Genomic DNA, 16,450 nt, shown 5'->3' with positions numbered 1-16,450 from the left:
TAAGTTGGGGTCTAAGTTGAAACCTAAGTTGATTTTAGGTCAGCCTTAGATGAATAGCTGAACGTTTGTTCAGATGTTGCTACTTTAGCATGACTTTTCCCGCGATTGTCAAGGGTCGATCGGGGAAAGGGAAAATTTTCCGAGAATGCTGAAGCCCTTAAGCCATGCCCCTAGGCAATTTTGATGACCCTAGGCATCGCTCAACTGCCAGCAACTGGCGATCGGCATTCGCCAACCCACCCCAAAGGCCTGATCGCTAACCTTGAGCACCGGGGGCGTTTGTCGCCGTTTAAATTCAGCCCGAGCGACCAGGTGCATCACCCGCCGCACGGTGGCTGACTCGTGACCAGCAGCCACCAAATCCGCGAGGGACTGCCGACGATTCACCAGGCGATCGAGAATGTCATCCAAAATTTCGTAAGGGGGCAAGGAATCTTGATCCAGTTGGTCGGGGCGCAGTTCGGCGCTGGGGGGCTTGTTCAGCACGTTGCTGGGCACAATTTCCGCCCCCTGGGACACCAACCGCGCAAAGGCAGCCGCGCCCACTTGCCCCTGATTGAGCCAATGGCAGAGGGAATAGACGCGGGTTTTGGGCACATCGGCGATCGCGGCCAAGCCACCGTTGGTGTCGCCATACAGGGTGCAATAGCCCACAGCCATTTCAGATTTGTTGCCTGTGGAAATAAGCAAATAGCCAAACTTGTTGGCCAAGGCCATTAACAAATTGCCGCGAATGCGCGATTGCAGATTCTCTTCGGTCACATCCGGTTGGGTTTGGGCAAAGGGTTCCGCTAGGGTTTGCTCAAAGGTGGCCATCAAGTCCCCGATCGGAAGTTTCAGGGTTTGGAAACCCAAATTTTCCGCCAGGGCCAGGGCATCAGTGATCGAGTGGTCGGAACTGTAAGGGGAAGGCATCAACACGCCCAAAACGTTTTCGGCCCCCAATGCCGCCACCGCCAAGGCTCCAACCAAGGTGGAATCAATCCCCCCGCTGAGGCCCAGCACAATTTTGCGAAAGCCACATTTGCGGGCATAGTCCCGAATGCCCAACACGAGGGCTGACCACAGTTCCGCATCGGTGCTGGGAGCCAGGGGAGCTAACAATCCAGTTTGTTCTGGCAGGGGTTGCTCATCTGCCAACAGGGGCAAGCTGTGGGGCCAAGATCCTTCCTGGCCAGTGACCACAAAATCGCGGGTTTCCGGATTAAATTCCGTGATGATTAACCCGGTTTCAAAGCTCGCTCCCCGGGCCGCGATCGCCCCTGTGCGACTGATGACCAAGCTGGTGCCATCAAAGATCAGATCATCATTGCTGCCCACCTGATTGACATAGGCGATCGGGAAACCATAATTCAAAACCGAATGTTGCAGCATTTCTTCGCGCAACCGAGGCTTCCCGATCGTGTAGGGCGATGCGGACAGATTCACCACCCAATCCACATCACAATCCGCCAATTCCGCCAGGGGATCCACATCATAGAATTTGCGGCCCCAAAACTGATTGTTGTTCCAAATATCCTCACAGATTGTTACGCCGATTTTGATGTCATCGAGCGTGAACCATTCCGCTTTTTTACCCGGCTCAAAATAGCGCCCCTCATCAAAAACATCATAGGTGGGCAGCAGTCGTTTACTAAACACATGCCGCAGGGCACAACTATCAATCAGCACTGCGCTATTAAAGAGACTTTTTCCACCTTCGGTCGCCAACAAATTGCCAATGATTGTCCCCGTCAGCACGGCCAGATTAGGCGGCAGCTCACGGGCCAGCTTGGTCAACTGTTGTTTGGTGGCTTCCAAAAAGCTGGGCCAAGCCAACAAATCGCGCGGTGGATATCCACAAAGGGCTAATTCCGGAACCACCAACAGCCGCGCACCTTGGCGACTGGCCTGCTGGGCAGCGTTGAGGATGGCACGGGCGTTTCCCGCCAAATCTCCGACCACAAGGTTCAGTTGAGCGAGGGCAATTTTCATGGGGGCAAGCGGGGGAGGATCGATCGGGATATCGACGGAACTACGAAATTATCGATATAGCCTATCGGCAAATTAGCGATCGCGTAATGGGAATTGATCTGCAATTTGCCGAGTCGATCGCCCCTTTCCTTGGGGCCCCGGTGCTTTTGTTGCGCCACCGTGGAGAACAGGCTGAAATGTCTGTTCTGGAATCGTTAGCCGTTGATTAGCCCCCAAACATCAACCGTTTGATTGGATTTGATCGGCTTTGATTCGGACTAGGTCGCATTTAGTCCCGTTGAATCCATGTTCCAAGGCCTAGCTGGCTTGGGGGTGATAGGGATGAGGATGGGGATATTGATGGTGGTGATGTTGGCGCTGAAGTTGGGCCATGTGATGGAAGAGTTTCCAGCAATATTCTTCTGGCAAGCCGCAGGTAGTGGCTCCGCGCATCACGACGGTGAAATACCAATCATTGGGGGCCAGTTCGCGGGGCAATTTGTCCACAACCACGTAGGTGCGCACGTCGCGGTAGGTTTGTCCCTGGCTAGTAACGGTGATGGTTTCGCGACGGTAGCCGCCTCGGGGCACATCTTCGCGATCGTCCAGTTGGTCGCTTAAGCGCCAGGGCAGGGCATAAAGAACCCCAAAAACGCGCGATCGGGCATCGGGAACCACATCCAACACGCCGCATTCTCGCCGGGGCGATCGCCAGTTAAACCCCAACCGATAACCCTCAAGCATGGCCGTGCCCACCAGGTAAGGATAAGCCGGCTCTCCGAGGGTGCGCTGCAAATCCACCGGGCACATGCAGGAGCCATAGGCAAAGTACAGAAACGTGGGTTCAGCGAGAGAACCGTTGGTCAGTGAGGCTTGGGGGGCGACGGGTGCGGCGATCGGGGCGGGGCGAGAGGGGTTCATCGGCAGACGGAGGTGGATGGGGAAACGTTGATCCGATTGTCACCGCTGGGGGCTGTTGGGTTACGGAGGATTAAGCATTCGATCGAACCCGAAGCGAAGGGGTCAGCAGCGAGCAAGATTGTGCCAGCATTGTGCTGGTTTGCATCCTAGCAAAACTGTTTACCGAAATACAACTAAAACTCGATCGAAAAACCGTAGATTCAACGGTAGATTCAGATTACGTTACCGAGTTCCGAAGCCCATGCGATCGATTGCCGAGATCAACGACAAAATCCGAAGTGGCCAAGTCACCGTTTGGACGGCCGAAGAACTGAAAGCCCAAGTGGCCACAATCGGCATCCAGGCGGCGGCCGCGCGGGTAGACGTGGTGGTGACCGGAACCTTTGAACCCATGGAGGCTTCTGGGGCCTTTCTGAACCTGGGGCAAACGGATCCACCGATCAAAATTCGCCGTTGCTGGCTCGATGGCGTGCCGGCCTATGCGGGCTTTGGGGCGGTGGACTTATATTTGGGAGCCAGCCACCCGGTGGAATTCGCCGACGGGGAAGCACCCGAAGAAGGCCGCGATCGGGGCGGTGGCCATGTCATTGAAAGCTTGATCGCGGGGCATTCGGTGCAACTGCGGGCGATCGGACATGTGACCGACTGCTATCCCCGAGGCTCCTTTGAAACCTCGATCTCCCGCGACACGATCAACCAATTTTATCTCTACAACCCCCGCAACCTCTACCAAAACTTCATCGTGGGCGTGAATGGAGGCGATCGACTGCTCAATACCTACCTGGGCCCCTTGCAGCCCAACCTGGGCAATGCGGTCTATGTCAGCGGCGGGGCCTTGTCTCCCTTGCTGAATGATCCGGAACTGCGGCTGTTGGGCATTGGCAGCCGCATTTGGTTGGCTGGCAGCCAGGGTTACATTGCCTGGGAAGGAACTCAGCATTTTCCGCTGCAAAAACGCCTCCCAAACCAAACCCCGATCGGCCCGGCGGCCACCCTGGCTTTGGTGGGAGATGCCAAACAAATGCAGGCCCAATGGGTGCGCGGTTGCTATTTCAAAGGCTATGGGCCGTCCCTGATGTTGGGGGTGGGTGTGCCGTTGCCGGTGGTGGACGAAGCGGTGGTGGCCCGTTGCGCCGTCAAAGATGAAGAGATTGTGGCCCCGATCGTGGATTTTTCGATTCCCCGACGAGTGCGGCCCACCTTTGGCCTGGTGAACTATGCCCAACTGAAGTCCGGTCGCATTGAAATTGATGGAAAACTCGTGCGCACAGCACCGCTCACTAGCTTGGCCCTGTCGCGCCAGGTATCCGAGGCGCTGAAATTGGAAATTCAACAGGGGCGGTTTTTGCTGTCGGAGGCCGTGGCCCCGTTGCCGAGCGATCGCACCTTTATTCCGCAGGATCGCTGGGGACAAATTGGGATGGAATCGGAACCTTAGGGCGCAGGGGTCGCGATCGCCCAAGGCATCGCTCACCTAGGCGCGATCGAGCGTGTGGTGAGCCACCAAGGAGCGCAAAGCATCTTGATCGAACGGTTTGGTGATGTATTCCGTGGCTCCCGCCAGTTGCCCTTGAATGCGATCGAACGGGCGATCGTGGGAAGTCAACATAATCACCGGTAGCGCAGCAAACTGGGGCAAGCTGCGCAAAATCCGGCACAGCTCCAGCCCATTCAGATTCGGCATCGACACATCCAACAGCAGCAGATCGATCCGCTGGTGGTAGATCATCGACAGCGCCTCCACCGGATCCGCCGTCGTCACCACGTTGTACAAATCCTCTAACGTGCGGCGCACCAAGGTATGCACAATCAAGCTGTCGTCCACCGCCAGCACCGTGGGCTTTGTCATGCTCGATCGAGCCACAGAAACGACATCAGAGGAGCTGTTCATGACTGACCCCAGGATTGAGATGATCGATGCGGCAATTGATGGGGCAAATTCCCAAACGCCTTGTGCCTCACCCCTCGCAGGTTGGTTTCAGGTCGCTGGTTGAATCAGCCTGCCCAATCCTGCAAGAAATAGCACTCTCGTTTGATTAATCCATCAATTGCTACCTTAGCTGCCTTATTAGATGATTATTCCTAGATTCCTGATTTCTTTCACCCATGTGGCTAATCTCCCAAGGAGAAAGACAAGGACTTTCAAGACAATTTCAAGGCGATCGAGGGACTGAGACTAAAGCAGGGAACTAATTAAATTTTGGCATTTTCCGTTGCGCCCTGGTCAAAATTCTGTCCATAGGCATCAATTTTTGATGATTTGTCAAAGTTGATGATTGGCGCGCGGATTGCGACCCAGGCGCGATCGGTGCTGATCTTGCCCGCTGCGTCTCTCAGACCTCGACCCACGGCAACAGTAGCGCAATTTGAAAATAAGGAGTCTGGGTCTCTTACGCTTGTTGGCGGAGAGGGCAGCGGCAATGATTTGGCCCTTGTCAAAGGTCTTGCAGGGGAAATGGCGTGGTTTTGGGCTGGTTGGGGCGGAATGGGTAGCTCAGGGATTTTTTGAAGAAAAGATCAAAAAACATGAAGGGAATTTGAATATTGTCTCTATTAATAACTGTAATTTATCCAAAATTCATTCAAAATTCATTCAAGATTGATCTGATATTTGTCCAGTATTTGTCCAGCATCTATCCAGCGTTTATTGAGTGCTCCTCTGGTGTTCATAAACCATTGCTCGACTGCTGATTGATGACTCATTAACGGTTTGTCAACTATTCGTCAATTATTCGTTATTAATCCAGTAGCGATGAATGGGCGATCGGGGCGTTGGGGCATTGTTGATGGGCCATGTTGATGAGCCATTGGTGATGGAGTAGGGCCTCGATCGTTCATGGGGCATCATCAGTTTATGGGGCATCAGCAAGGCCCTATCAAGATTGAAAGTCATCAAGGCTAACGTTGGAATTTTGCGAGCACTGATGATGCCAAAGGCCAATTTGCATCCTCTCAGGATTCTCTGAGGGGATGCAAAAGCAATTGGAGTGGTCAATTGCGATCGGGAAACAATTGCCGTGGAATCAGGTTTTTGAACAATTATGAAGATCAAAAACTTAACCTGATCGGCCGAAGGAGTAATTGAGACCAGTAATGAGAATAGATTCAATTTCTGAAAGCTCTAATGGGCGATCGCCCGTGAAATCAAGACTTAGTGTCAAAATCAGCAAATTATCTAACGAGAATCAAGGGGAAGCGTGTTTATTTAAGGGTTGGAGAGTATTTACATAAATTTATGATCAAGGGTTTGCGTCCAATCCTTCGTAGATTTATCAATAAAACGCCACATTCGCAGATCTAGTGAAAGATCCTGGGCTAAAATTGATAGCAAATACAGATTTTTTTAACAGTTTTGGGGAGAGATGCCGCAACTATCCTCCAGCAGCCAATTTTGGAAATTGTAATGGTTACTCAACTACCGTCCTACGCCATGCGGCGATCGCCTCATCGATCCCAAGCTGGGCCGTTGTTAGTTCATTCCCTCGGAACCTCAGCGGCACGTCTCAGAAATAGCTCCTCTTGGTCTGACGGTGCGATCGAGTCAACGAATCATTCAGCGAATCAACCAGTGGCCAATTCGGCTTCCCTGAATCAAGAGTTGGCCTTCAGCGCGGATCCAGATTCAACGGCTCATTGGCTAGATAGCAGTTCCGAGGCGGACTGTCGATCGCTGCTGACGATGCTGAATGGGGTGGGGGCCATTTTGACCGGCACGGGGCCCCTGGAACGGCGACTGCAACGAACATTACGTTACTTAGCCCGTTACCTGGATCTAAAGGAAGCGGAACTGTGGTCTTACGATCGGGTGCAACATCGGTTCAAGTTGGCGGCCCTGTTTGTGCGGGGACAGGGGCGAAATTTGGCGGTGCATTTTGATCGCTCCGTGTCGGAAGCGGAGGTGCGCAAGTTGGGGCGGCGGGGCAGTCGCTCCATGGGCAAGCTGGAACTGTCGCAGCTTGCACCCCAAGGGTTGGAGACCGGTTCCGAGGGGGCGGCATCCTCTGCCCAGGCTTTTTACTGGGGGGCTTATCCCCTGCGCATGGAGCGGCATCCCCTGGGGATGTTGTTGCTGTGGCGCGATCGCCCCTGGTCGTTGGCCATGCAAGAGGCGGTGGAACAGGTGGCGCGGTTGGTGGCGCTGGCGCTGGGCCATGACTTGGCTAAACAGGGCGATCGACAAAAGCCAGAGGTGCGGCTGCGACCTTGGCTCGAAAAAATCCGCTCATCCCTCGATTTGGATGCGATTTTGGCGGCGGCGGTGCGAGAGTTGCGCCTGGTGTTGCGGGTCGATCGCTGTGCGTATTTGTGGGCCTTGCGGGGCCCCAACGGAGCCATGCAGCTCACCGTTAGCCACCAAGACAGCCGCCAACCGGCCTTGGACGGGGCTTTCACCCGGGCAATCGCCCAAGGCCTGCCCTCCCTGTTGATGCCAGCGGCGCTCGATCGGGCAGATTCAAGCACCACTTCCACCCTGCCCTGGACACAACTCACCCACCTGCTGCACCACCCCGATCCCCAAGTGGCCCACTGGGCCGAGTCCGCCGGGATCAATGCCCTGTTGATTGTGCCTGTGCAGACGGCTTCTGGCCATGCCGGGGCGATCGCCTGCACCACCACTAGCCAACGTCGTCAATGGTCTAGCGACGACTGCGAGGCCCTGCGCTGGGCGGCCGATCGCCTGGCCGTCGCCATCAGCCAAGCAGAACTGTACGATCGCTCCCAGGCCGCCGTGCGCGCCACCGAAACCCAATTTCACGAGCTAGAACGTACCCTTGAGGATTTGAAAAAAGCCCAAGCCCAACTGGTTCACTCCGAAAAAATGTCTAGCCTTGGCCAGTTGGCGGCCGGCATTGCCCACGAAATTAACAACCCCGTCAACTTCATCAGCGGCAACCTGGATTGGGCCAGCGATGCCCTCACGGAATTGATCGAACTGGTGCGCCTGTACCAACGCCACACCCATGACCATGATCCCGAAATCATGGCCCAGGCCGAGCAGATGGACTTGGAATTCGTGCTAGAAGATTTGCCAAAGGTCTTGCATTCCATGCGCCAAGGCACAGAACGGATTCAAGGCATTGTGGCTTCCATGCGCAATTTCTCGCGGCTCGATCGCGCGGAAGTCTCCTCCGTGGATTTGCATGAAGGCATCGACAGTACCTTGCTCATTTTGCATAGCCGCCTGGAGCGTAAAGGCCGGCAAAATCGAATTGAAGTGGTGCGTGATTATGGCGAGTTGCCCTTTGTGGAATGCCACAGCGGCCAACTCAATCAAGTGTTTATGAACCTATTAAGCAATGCGATCGATGCGCTCGAAGACCGAGAAACCGATCCGCGCATTGTAATTCGCACTCGATTAATGGCAGAAAATTCTGCGGTGAATGAGTTTGGTCAACCCTCAAAGCCAGGCGTTGAAATCACCATTCAAGACAACGGCAACGGAATTCCCCCAGAGGTCACTTCTCGAATTTTTGATCCCTTTTTCACCACCAAACCCGTTGGCAAAGGCACTGGGTTGGGTCTATCCATCAGTTACCAAATTGTGGTCGATCGGCATGGGGGCAAAATTGCCTGCGAATCCCAACCCCAAAAGGGCACAACCTTCCACCTGTGGCTCCCCCTAGCAGTGACCGATCGTAACCACTAAACTCAAGACAGCTCGTTGCATGAGTTACTCGTGAAGACAAGGGCTATTCCCTGTCTCTTTCTGTCAAGGTTATGCCCCCAGAGGTTATTGCGCTGCTCCATGAACTGGTTCCTGTCATCTACGATCGCTATGGCCTACGACTACGGGCTAGCGATCTCGAAGATCTGACTCAGTTTTTGCATAATCGTTGGCGAGTGGGCAGCCCCCAAACCTGGGCTACCTATCGTCAACTACTGTTGGATCAAAGTCCCTATGGTCACCAGGCTTGGCAACCTTTAATTAATGTCATCACTAATACGGAAAGTTATTTTTTCCGCGATCGGGGACAGTTTGCGCTCTTGCAACGGCAGATTTTGCCAGAGCTAATTTTGAGTCGGAGAGGAAGTCGGCGGCTTTGTTTATGGAGTGCGGCCTGTGCTGGGGGCGAAGAACCCTATTCCTTGGCGATTGCTTTGCAGGGCATGTTGCCGGCCCATGAAAATTGGCAAGTTCGCATCTTTGCCACAGATATTAATGAAGAAGCGCTCGATCGGGCCCGATCGGGTCGTTTTCGATCGTGGTCATTCCGAGCGATTGATTCCACCGTTTGGCAAACCTATTTCCGACCTCTGGCGGATGGTTGGCAAATTGACCCGGCGATTCAGCGATTGGTGACCTTTCAAAATTTCAACTTGGTGAATGATAAATTGCCCTTAACTGATGTTGGCAAGTTTGATTTAATTCTTTGTCGAAATGTTTTTATCTACTTTGCCACGGAGTCGATTACACAGGCCGTTGACTTGTTTGCCAAGGCTCTCGCACCTGGGGGATACTTGCTCACGGGTCATGCGGAACTATGCCATCAACCGCTGCAGTCCTTTGCAACTCAAATTTATCCAGAATCGGTCATCTATCGTCGCCGATCGGGACAAGCAACCGCACCGTCTTTGCCACCAATCAATGGCTTAAGCCAACCCTATGCCGCTGCCAGTAATTTAGAAAATCCATTGGAAAATCTCTTGGAAAATACGGTGAGGCTGAAAAATGGGGTGGAAACGCTTCATTCGGCTCCGTTGATCAATGCTGATGCTCAAGTGATTGCGATTGAAACGGCAATCGCCAATCATCAGGAACGGCTGAATTATTCGCGATCGGATCATTTGAATGATCTAGCTGATTCTAGCCATCTAAATAATTCCCGATCGAGCAATCCCCGGCCCACCGATGCGTCCCCCCATTCCCTTCAGCCGTCGTCCCCTAAAGTGCCGGTGGTTAAGCCCCTTTCCAAGCCCTATGCTGCCCCAAAAAATCAAACAGAGCAGTTGCACAATCGACTCAAGCAAAAATTGTTGCAACTGCTAAAACACTATCCCAACAGTAGCGCCACACTTTATGCACTCGCTTGCCTTCATGCCAATTGGGGAGCCAGCCAAGAAGCCAACCAATATTGTCAGCAAGCCTTGGAAATTGAGCCAGAGTCCACAGAAATTTGCTGTCTGTTGGCGCGTATTTGGGAGGAACAAAACCAGCTCGATCAAGCCAAACAATTTTTGCGACGGGCGGTATATTTGGATCGCCACGCGCTGCCTCCCCGACTGGAATTAGCCAGCTTATATGAGCGAATTGGGGATGCTACGGCGGCGCGTCGTCTTTATGCTTCGGCGTTGGAACTGTTGCAGGATTTTGCTCCCCATTGGCCGGTGTTTGACCATCACCATTTAACGGCGGGGGAGTTGAGCGATCGCCTCAAGGAGCATCTGGCCACAATCGGTGCTGCCCGAAATCATTAGTGCTTCTTGTAGGATTTCCTAGATTTTTATTGATTTTCCATCCACAGGCAATTCGTTGATTGGCGAGTAGTTTGTCAATGAATAGTTGTCAATTCGTAGTCTGTTAATTGTCAATTAGTTATCCATTGGCGATTAATTATGCAAAAAAATAGAGATTTCACAAAAAACATAAAGAAAACGCCAAAAATCCCAAAGGTTGGAAAAATCGAAAGTAAACTCAAGTTAGTTTATCAGGACAACGATCGAACAAAAAGCCATGGCAGAGTCTCCGTGATTCAGGAATCAAAGGTAAACAGCGAAAGGTAAAAGCGAAAAAGGTTTTTGTCAAATCTGTGTGATCCCCACAGACAAGGGGTTGTAACAGATTTCTAAGAGGTTGTTTGAAAAGCCAAAATTGCCACTCTGCACGCCTCAGTGATCGATGTAGACAAGGGGCTTAAGCCCTTTGACCCCACGATTATTGGTGCTTGACCTGTGCCAAAAAATACTTTTCAAACATCCTCTAAAAGAGAAATATGGCAAAAAGACGCATATTTTGCCCGGTAACTTTGAGCGTTCGAGACTTCAAACTCACCCTAGCATTGTGACGAGTCTGAGGTCGATTCCTGGCGCGATCTCTTTGGGGCGATCGCTAGCGTGATGGTCGGGGCGATCGAGCGGGGCTGGCTGGTTCAGCAACATGGGCGGTGAAGGGGGCGGTGAAGGGTTTGTGGCGACTGAACAAAGCTATTTGATTGTGGATGTGATGCGAACCCTGTGCGGTTTGGAGGCCCAGTGGGTGGAGGAAACTTTGCCCTTGGTGGAGTTGAAGCCGATCGCGGGGTTGGGAGCCGGCTATTTGGGAGCGATCGACCGGCGGGGAAAACTATTGCCGGTGGTGGATTTGGCAGATTGCTTGGGCCTGGCTCGATCGCCCTATGGCCTCTCCGATGCGATTGTAGTGTTGCGATCGCCCCAGGGGGTGAGCTTGGGGCTGATTGTGAATGAGGCGGTGGATCTGCAAGGGGTGATGCTGGATCCAGACCCCAGCCTGTTGGTGGCAGAACTGTCAGCCCAGGCCCGCGAGATTGTGCGGGATGTGGTGCTTTTGGCCGGTCAGCCCATCGCCCTGATCAACAGTGAAAATCTGTTCACGGTGTTGCAACGGCCCGAGTGGCACCAATCATCCCTTGATTCCGCCACCGATCGATGGCAAACCCTCTCAGCGATGGATCAGGCCCTGTTGCGGGCGCGGGCGGTGGAACTGGCTGAGGCCGATCGCACCAACAGTGACCAAGAGGGGCAACCTTGGATCGTGGTGGAAATTGGTGGCGAACGCTTTGGCATTGACGCAGCGGCCGTGCGGGAGTTGGCGGAGTTGCCGGTGATTGTGCCTCTGCCTTGCTGTCCCAGCCACGTGCTGGGAAATGCCAATCTGCGGGGCGAGATTGTGACGGCCATTGACATCAGCCCCTGGTTAGGCCAAGAGCGCCGGCCCGCCGTTACCCGATCGCTGGTGGCGATCGTGCAGGTGGAGGACTTAACGGTGGGCTTAGCGATCGATCGGGCGATCGAAACCCAATGGGTCAGTGCCCAGCGCTTAGCTCCCGTTCCTTTTAATGCCAGCACCGCTGAGCAACTGGCTCCCGTCAACGGCTCCCTAGATTCAGCAATCGTCAACCGAGACAACACCTACATTCGGGGCATCCATGTAAACGGAGGCCAGGCCACCAGTTGGCTGGATGTGGCCACCCTGTTGCGCGATCCGAGCTTGGTGGTCAACGAAAGTCTCTAGGTCAGTCTTGAAGCCCACGGGGCGATCGCCCCCCCAAGCTTCCGAATTTCCCCCCAACTTTGCAGGACAAAACCATGAATTCCCCCCTCAAAGACAATCGCCACTGGCGGCTGCGGTATCAAATTTCCCTGGGATATGCGATGCCGATCGCCCTGTCAATCATTGCCACCACCGTGGTTTTGAACAATGTGCAATCCGTGCGAGAGCAACAGGCAACTTTTAACCGAGTTACGCAAGTGGAAGAAAAAATCGGTCTGTTGGGGTTTAATGCCCAAACGATTTCCCGCGCCACCCGAGGATACTTGCTCGATCAAAATCCTGTTTCCATTACTTCCTTTGATCAGGCGCGTCGGAACGCTGACAAGGCTATGACCGACTTGGAAGCGATCGTTGTGGATGCTCGGCAGCGGGAAACTCTGGGCGAACTGAAGCGAGATTTGGCGCAATTAATTTCCATCAACGAAAAACTATTGACCATTGCTCGCCAAAAGCCGGCCGAGGCGATTGTGGAATGGAAGCGGGATGGGGGTCGCCAAGCCATTCAAAGTGTTGAACGGTTGGTGGAAATTCTGCGCAGTCGGCAATCGGAATTGGTGGACAAAACCCTGAAGGATCAAAACGATGCCCTGACGGCCCTGTCGAATATTTCCCTGTTGACCACCGGGCTGGCGGTTTTGGGATCCACGGTGTTGGGGATTTGGATCGTGGTGGCGGTGAGTCGGCAAATGTTTGAAGTTAGCAGCAGCCTGGCAGCTTCATCCAGTGAAATTGCGGCCACGGTGGAACAGCAGGAACGCACTTCCAGCGCCCAAGCCGCTTCGGTGAATGAAACCACGGCCACAATGGATGAGCTGAGTGCTTCATCTCGGCAGTCGGCGGAACAGGCGGAGTCGGCGGCGGCGGCTTCCCAGCGGGTTTTGCATTTGGTGGAGGATGGCAACCGCACGGTGGGCCAAACCCTGGAGAGCATGACGGAAATGCGAATGCAGATGAATGCGATCGCCCAACAAATTTCCCAACTGAGCAGCCAGGCGGCCCAAATTGGCAGCATTACGCAGTTGGTGACGGATGTAGCCAATCAAACCAATATGTTGGCCCTGAATGCGGCGGTGGAGGCCGTGCGGGCGGGGGAACATGGCAAGGGTTTTTCGGTGGTGGCAGCGGAAATTCGCAAGCTGGCCGATCGCAGCAAGGAATCGGCCCAAAAGATTGATGGGTTGGTGACGGAAATTCAAGGGGCGATCGACACCACAGTTATGGCCACGGAAGAGGGTAGCAAGCGCGTGGAAGTGGGCTTAACGGCCAGCCAGCAAACGGCGGGGGCCTTTGACGAGGTGGCGCGGGCGATCGATATGGTGGTGGTGAGTAACCAACAAATTTCGCTGAATATTCGCCAGCAGGCGATCGCCGTTGATCAAGTGGTGCAGGCCATGAACGCCCTGAACCAAGGGGCCAAGCAAACCGCCGAAGGCATTGCCCAAACCCGCATCGGCACTCGACGCTTGGAAGAGGCGGCCCGCGACCTGCAAGAGATGGTTTAGATTCCGGATGGGGAACGGCTGATGGCAATCATTGACGATCGGGATCTGCGGGAACTCTATCGCTTGTCCAGTGGCGAGCACCTGCAAACCCTGGAAACAGGACTGCTGCGGTTTGAACAAAATTCCAGCGATCGCGATGACTTTGCGGAACTGTTGCGGGCGGCCCACACCCTGAAGGGAGACTCGCGAATGCTGGGGGTGAACCATGTGGAAAAACTGGTTCATCAGGTGGAGCATGTGCTGAAGCAGTTGCAGAGTCAGGAACTCAGCCTCACGCCGCTGCTGGCGGAAACGCTCTATAACACTCTGGATGCGGTCAAGCAGTTGGTACAGGAGGCCACGGAGGAGCTGCCGAGTGAACTGCCTTCTGCGATCGATCCGGTGCGGGTGTTGGCTCGGCTAATGCAGGCCAGCAGTGGGGTGGCTGAGTTGGAGTTGATGCCGCTGGAACCCAGTCCGCTCCCGATCGCCCAAACGCCCCCAGCGAGTTTTGAAGGAAACTCAGAGCTAATTCCAGAGCCAATTCCAGAGCCCCAATTAATTCCAGAGCTAATTCCAGAGCCAATTCCAGAGCCCCAATTAATTTCAGACTTAATTTCAGAACAGCCCAGCGAACCGGAAGTAACCCCCTCGACAACACCGCCAGCAGTTTCTAATTCGGTTCCAGCGCTTGGAGCCGATCGCCCCGCTTCTTCAGTCCCCACTTCCCCAGCCACCACATCGCCCCCACCGGCTCGATCGCCCGATCGCCCAACCAGTCCAGTTAATTCAATCCATTCAGTTAATCCCATCACGCCCACCAGCGCCGAGCCATACCACATCGACACGATCCGCGTTGCCACCCGCCATTTAGATGGACTGGTCGATCGGGTGGGTGAGTTGGCGGCCATTGAGCGACGACTCTCCCACCAGGCGGCCTTGCTCGATGGGTTGGTGCGGCTGTGGGAAGAATTGCGCTTGCTCGATCGGGGACAGCAACGGATTAGTGATCACACCCTAGCCATCGATCATCGTCGTAGCGATCAGCAACGGCATCAACTGCACGAAGAATTTCAACAGGCCCTCTATGGCTTGCGGGAACGAGTCCAAAACGCCAACCACCGCCTGGAGGCAATTACCGATGACCTGAAAGATCGCACCCGTTCCCTGCGGCTGTTGCCCTTAGCCACGGTGTTTCAACATTTTCCGCGCATGGTACGTGACTTGGCCCAGCAGCAGGACAAGGCCGTCACCCTAGTGGTGGAAGGGGGCGAAACCACCGCCGACAAACAGGTGATTGAAGCGCTACGAGATCCTTTGCTACACCTGGTGCGCAACGCGATCGACCACGGCATTGAGTCAGCGGCTGAACGTCAGGCGGCCGGCAAACCCGCTTGTGCCACCTTGCGGTTGTGGGGTGCTCAACAGGGCGATCGGGTCTTGATTTCCCTCAGCGACGACGGCCGCGGCTTGGATCGTCAGGCAATTATCGCCACCGCCGTTCGCCAGCAGCTTTACAGTGCCGAAGAACTCGCCCATTGGCAGGATGAACAGATTTTTGAGCTGATTTTGTTGCCAGGATTTTCCACCCGCCTGGAAGCCACCGAGCTATCGGGACGAGGGGTTGGCCTTGATGCGGTGCGGGTTTGTGCGGAACGACTGAAGGGTCGGGTGATGGTGCAGTCCAAGCCGGGTCAGGGTTGCACCATCACCCTCACGGTGGGGACAACCCTGGCGGCCACCCAAGCCCTGTTGGTGATGACGCGCGATCGCACCTTGGCCATTCCTTTGGAATATGTTCACGAAACGCGCCTTGTGCCGGTCAGTCAAATCACTGCCTTGGAAGGTCGCCCCGTCATTTTGCTGGAAGGGGAACCGGTTTCCGCCACCGACCTGGGGGATTTGCTGGAGTTGCCGGGATTGCCGCCGGGGCCCGCGCCCGATCGGGTCGATGTCATTCCCCATCCCTGTGTGGTGTTGGTGATGGGGCGCGATCGCCTGGCCGTATTTGTCGATCGGCTGATTGATGTGCAAGAAATTATGCTCAAGCCCCAGAGCAAACTGCTGGTGCGCGTGCGGAATGTGTCTGGGGTGACGATTTTGGGCAATGGAGATGTGTGCCCCGTGCTGCACCCGCCGGACTTGTTTGCCACCTTGGGCGGCCGCACCAGCCGCAACAGCAGCCTGAGCACGGCCGACTCCCTGAGTATGGCCCGGCCGCCAGCGATTTTGTTGGTGGAAGACTCGATCGCCACCCGTACCCAAGAAAAGCGAATTTTGGAAACCGCTGGCTACGACGTGGTGACCGCCACCGACGGGATGGATGCACTGCACAAGCTGCGATCGCGCACCTTTGACGCGATCGTCTCCGATATTCAAATGCCTCGTTTGGACGGGTTGGGGCTAACGGCGCGAATTCGTCAAATGCCCGAGTACGACGACCTCCCGATCGTCCTCGTATCCTCCCTGAATTCCGACGCAGACAAACGACGGGGCGCGGAAGCCGGAGCCAATGCCTACCTAACCAAGGATGCATTTAACCAAGCGGCGCTGCTGGGAATTTTGCGCGAACTGGCTCGATCGCCCTAGTTACTAATTACTAGTTACTGGTTACTAGTTATTAGTTATTAGCCCCAGCGTTCCCAGAAATCAGCAGACTGGACGCGATCGGGGTCAGTAAACCCAAGCTCAAAAACCCAAACTCGAAAACCCAAACCTAATCAACAACCCCGAGGCATCAACGGCTAGACATAATCGGTGAAAGATTTAATGGCGTTCTAGCTCGTGACCAGCAACGGTTGACCCATGCCAACCCAGAAACTCAACAGCTTCCTCAGTTATCCAATCGATCTAGCGATCACGAGCT

Annotated in this window: 11 protein-coding genes; 8 read left to right on the top strand and 3 right to left on the bottom strand. The window is 54.5% G+C overall.

The features are described from left to right. Nucleotides 1-189: 189 nt before the first annotated feature. The gene (locus tag VPK24_RS05270) at nt 190-1,974 is read right to left on the bottom strand and encodes an NAD+ synthase (protein WP_393011053.1); all 1,785 of its coding nucleotides are present in this window, start codon (nt 1,972-1,974) and stop codon (nt 190-192) included. An 86-nt stretch (nt 1,975-2,060) separates the two neighbouring features. On the opposite strand from VPK24_RS05270, the gene VPK24_RS05265 reads away from it, so the two are divergent. After that, the gene (locus tag VPK24_RS05265) at nt 2,061-2,183 is read left to right on the top strand and encodes a hypothetical protein (RefSeq protein WP_393011051.1); all 123 of its coding nucleotides are present in this window, start codon (nt 2,061-2,063) and stop codon (nt 2,181-2,183) included. 88 nt (nt 2,184-2,271) lie between these two features. On the opposite strand, the gene VPK24_RS05260 is transcribed toward VPK24_RS05265, so the two are convergent. Then, nucleotides 2,272-2,874 carry a gamma-glutamylcyclotransferase gene (locus VPK24_RS05260; RefSeq protein ID WP_393011049.1) on the bottom strand — a complete coding sequence of 201 codons (603 nt, stop codon included), beginning with the start codon at nt 2,872-2,874 and terminating at the stop codon, nt 2,272-2,274. 241 nt (nt 2,875-3,115) lie between these two features. Between VPK24_RS05260 and VPK24_RS05255 the strand changes: the two genes are divergently transcribed. Then, nucleotides 3,116-4,312, top strand: a complete 1,197-nt coding sequence (locus VPK24_RS05255) for a homocysteine biosynthesis protein (protein ID WP_393011047.1) — start codon at nt 3,116-3,118, stop codon at nt 4,310-4,312. 36 nt (nt 4,313-4,348) lie between these two features. Here the strand turns inward: VPK24_RS05255 and VPK24_RS05250 are convergent, their stop codons facing one another. Continuing rightward, nucleotides 4,349-4,765 (bottom strand): response regulator, encoded by a 417-nt coding sequence (locus VPK24_RS05250; protein ID WP_242026467.1) that lies wholly within the window; start codon nt 4,763-4,765, stop codon nt 4,349-4,351. 529 nt (nt 4,766-5,294) lie between these two features. On the opposite strand from VPK24_RS05250, the gene VPK24_RS05245 reads away from it, so the two are divergent. The 6 genes from VPK24_RS05245 (at nt 5,295) to VPK24_RS05220 (ending at nt 16,173) form a co-directional block, all read left to right on the top strand. Next, nucleotides 5,295-5,477 carry a hypothetical protein gene (locus VPK24_RS05245; RefSeq protein ID WP_393011045.1) on the top strand — a complete coding sequence of 61 codons (183 nt, stop codon included), beginning with the start codon at nt 5,295-5,297 and terminating at the stop codon, nt 5,475-5,477. Nucleotides 5,478-6,277: 800 nt separating this feature from the next. After that, complete coding sequence (locus VPK24_RS05240) at nt 6,278-8,521, top strand: ATP-binding protein (protein WP_393011043.1); 2,244 nt, start codon at nt 6,278-6,280, stop codon at nt 8,519-8,521. A 71-nt stretch (nt 8,522-8,592) separates the two neighbouring features. After that, nucleotides 8,593-10,290, top strand: coding sequence for a CheR family methyltransferase (locus tag VPK24_RS05235; RefSeq protein WP_393011042.1), 1,698 nt, complete (start codon nt 8,593-8,595; stop codon nt 10,288-10,290). Between the two features lie 709 nt (nt 10,291-10,999). Further along, the gene (locus VPK24_RS05230; protein WP_393011040.1) at nt 11,000-12,064 is read left to right on the top strand and encodes a chemotaxis protein CheW; all 1,065 of its coding nucleotides are present in this window, start codon (nt 11,000-11,002) and stop codon (nt 12,062-12,064) included. 74 nt (nt 12,065-12,138) lie between these two features. Further along, a complete protein-coding gene (locus VPK24_RS05225; protein WP_393011039.1) occupies nt 12,139-13,605 on the top strand; it encodes a HAMP domain-containing methyl-accepting chemotaxis protein in 1,467 nt (488 codons plus the stop codon). A gap of 21 nt (nt 13,606-13,626) precedes the next feature. Then, the gene (locus VPK24_RS05220; RefSeq protein ID WP_393011037.1) at nt 13,627-16,173 is read left to right on the top strand and encodes a response regulator; all 2,547 of its coding nucleotides are present in this window, start codon (nt 13,627-13,629) and stop codon (nt 16,171-16,173) included. The last annotated feature ends 277 nt before the right edge of the window (nt 16,174-16,450 follow it).

The organism is Limnothrix redekei LRLZ20PSL1 (assembly GCF_043235035.1).
GTDB lineage: Bacteria > Cyanobacteriota > Cyanobacteriia > CACIAM-69d > CACIAM-69d > CACIAM-69d.
Note: the sequence above shows the minus strand (reverse complement) of the source record. Positions and strands in the feature narration are given on the sequence as shown.

Bases quoted from the DNA above. Each gene is read 5' to 3' on its own strand.
- VPK24_RS05270 (WP_393011053.1), bottom strand. From the start codon at position 1,974: ATGAAAATTGCCCTCGCTCAACTGAACCTTGTGGTCGGAGATTTGGCG.
- VPK24_RS05265 (WP_393011051.1), top strand. From the start codon at position 2,061: ATGGGAATTGATCTGCAATTTGCCGAGTCGATCGCCCCTTTCCTTGGG.
- VPK24_RS05260 (WP_393011049.1), bottom strand. From the start codon at position 2,874: ATGAACCCCTCTCGCCCCGCCCCGATCGCCGCACCCGTCGCCCCCCAA.
- VPK24_RS05255 (WP_393011047.1), top strand. From the start codon at position 3,116: ATGCGATCGATTGCCGAGATCAACGACAAAATCCGAAGTGGCCAAGTC.
- VPK24_RS05250 (WP_242026467.1), bottom strand. From the start codon at position 4,765: ATGAACAGCTCCTCTGATGTCGTTTCTGTGGCTCGATCGAGCATGACA.
- VPK24_RS05245 (WP_393011045.1), top strand. From the start codon at position 5,295: ATGATTTGGCCCTTGTCAAAGGTCTTGCAGGGGAAATGGCGTGGTTTT.
- VPK24_RS05240 (WP_393011043.1), top strand. From the start codon at position 6,278: ATGGTTACTCAACTACCGTCCTACGCCATGCGGCGATCGCCTCATCGA.
- VPK24_RS05235 (WP_393011042.1), top strand. From the start codon at position 8,593: ATGCCCCCAGAGGTTATTGCGCTGCTCCATGAACTGGTTCCTGTCATC.
- VPK24_RS05225 (WP_393011039.1), top strand. From the start codon at position 12,139: ATGAATTCCCCCCTCAAAGACAATCGCCACTGGCGGCTGCGGTATCAA.
- VPK24_RS05220 (WP_393011037.1), top strand. From the start codon at position 13,627: ATGGCAATCATTGACGATCGGGATCTGCGGGAACTCTATCGCTTGTCC.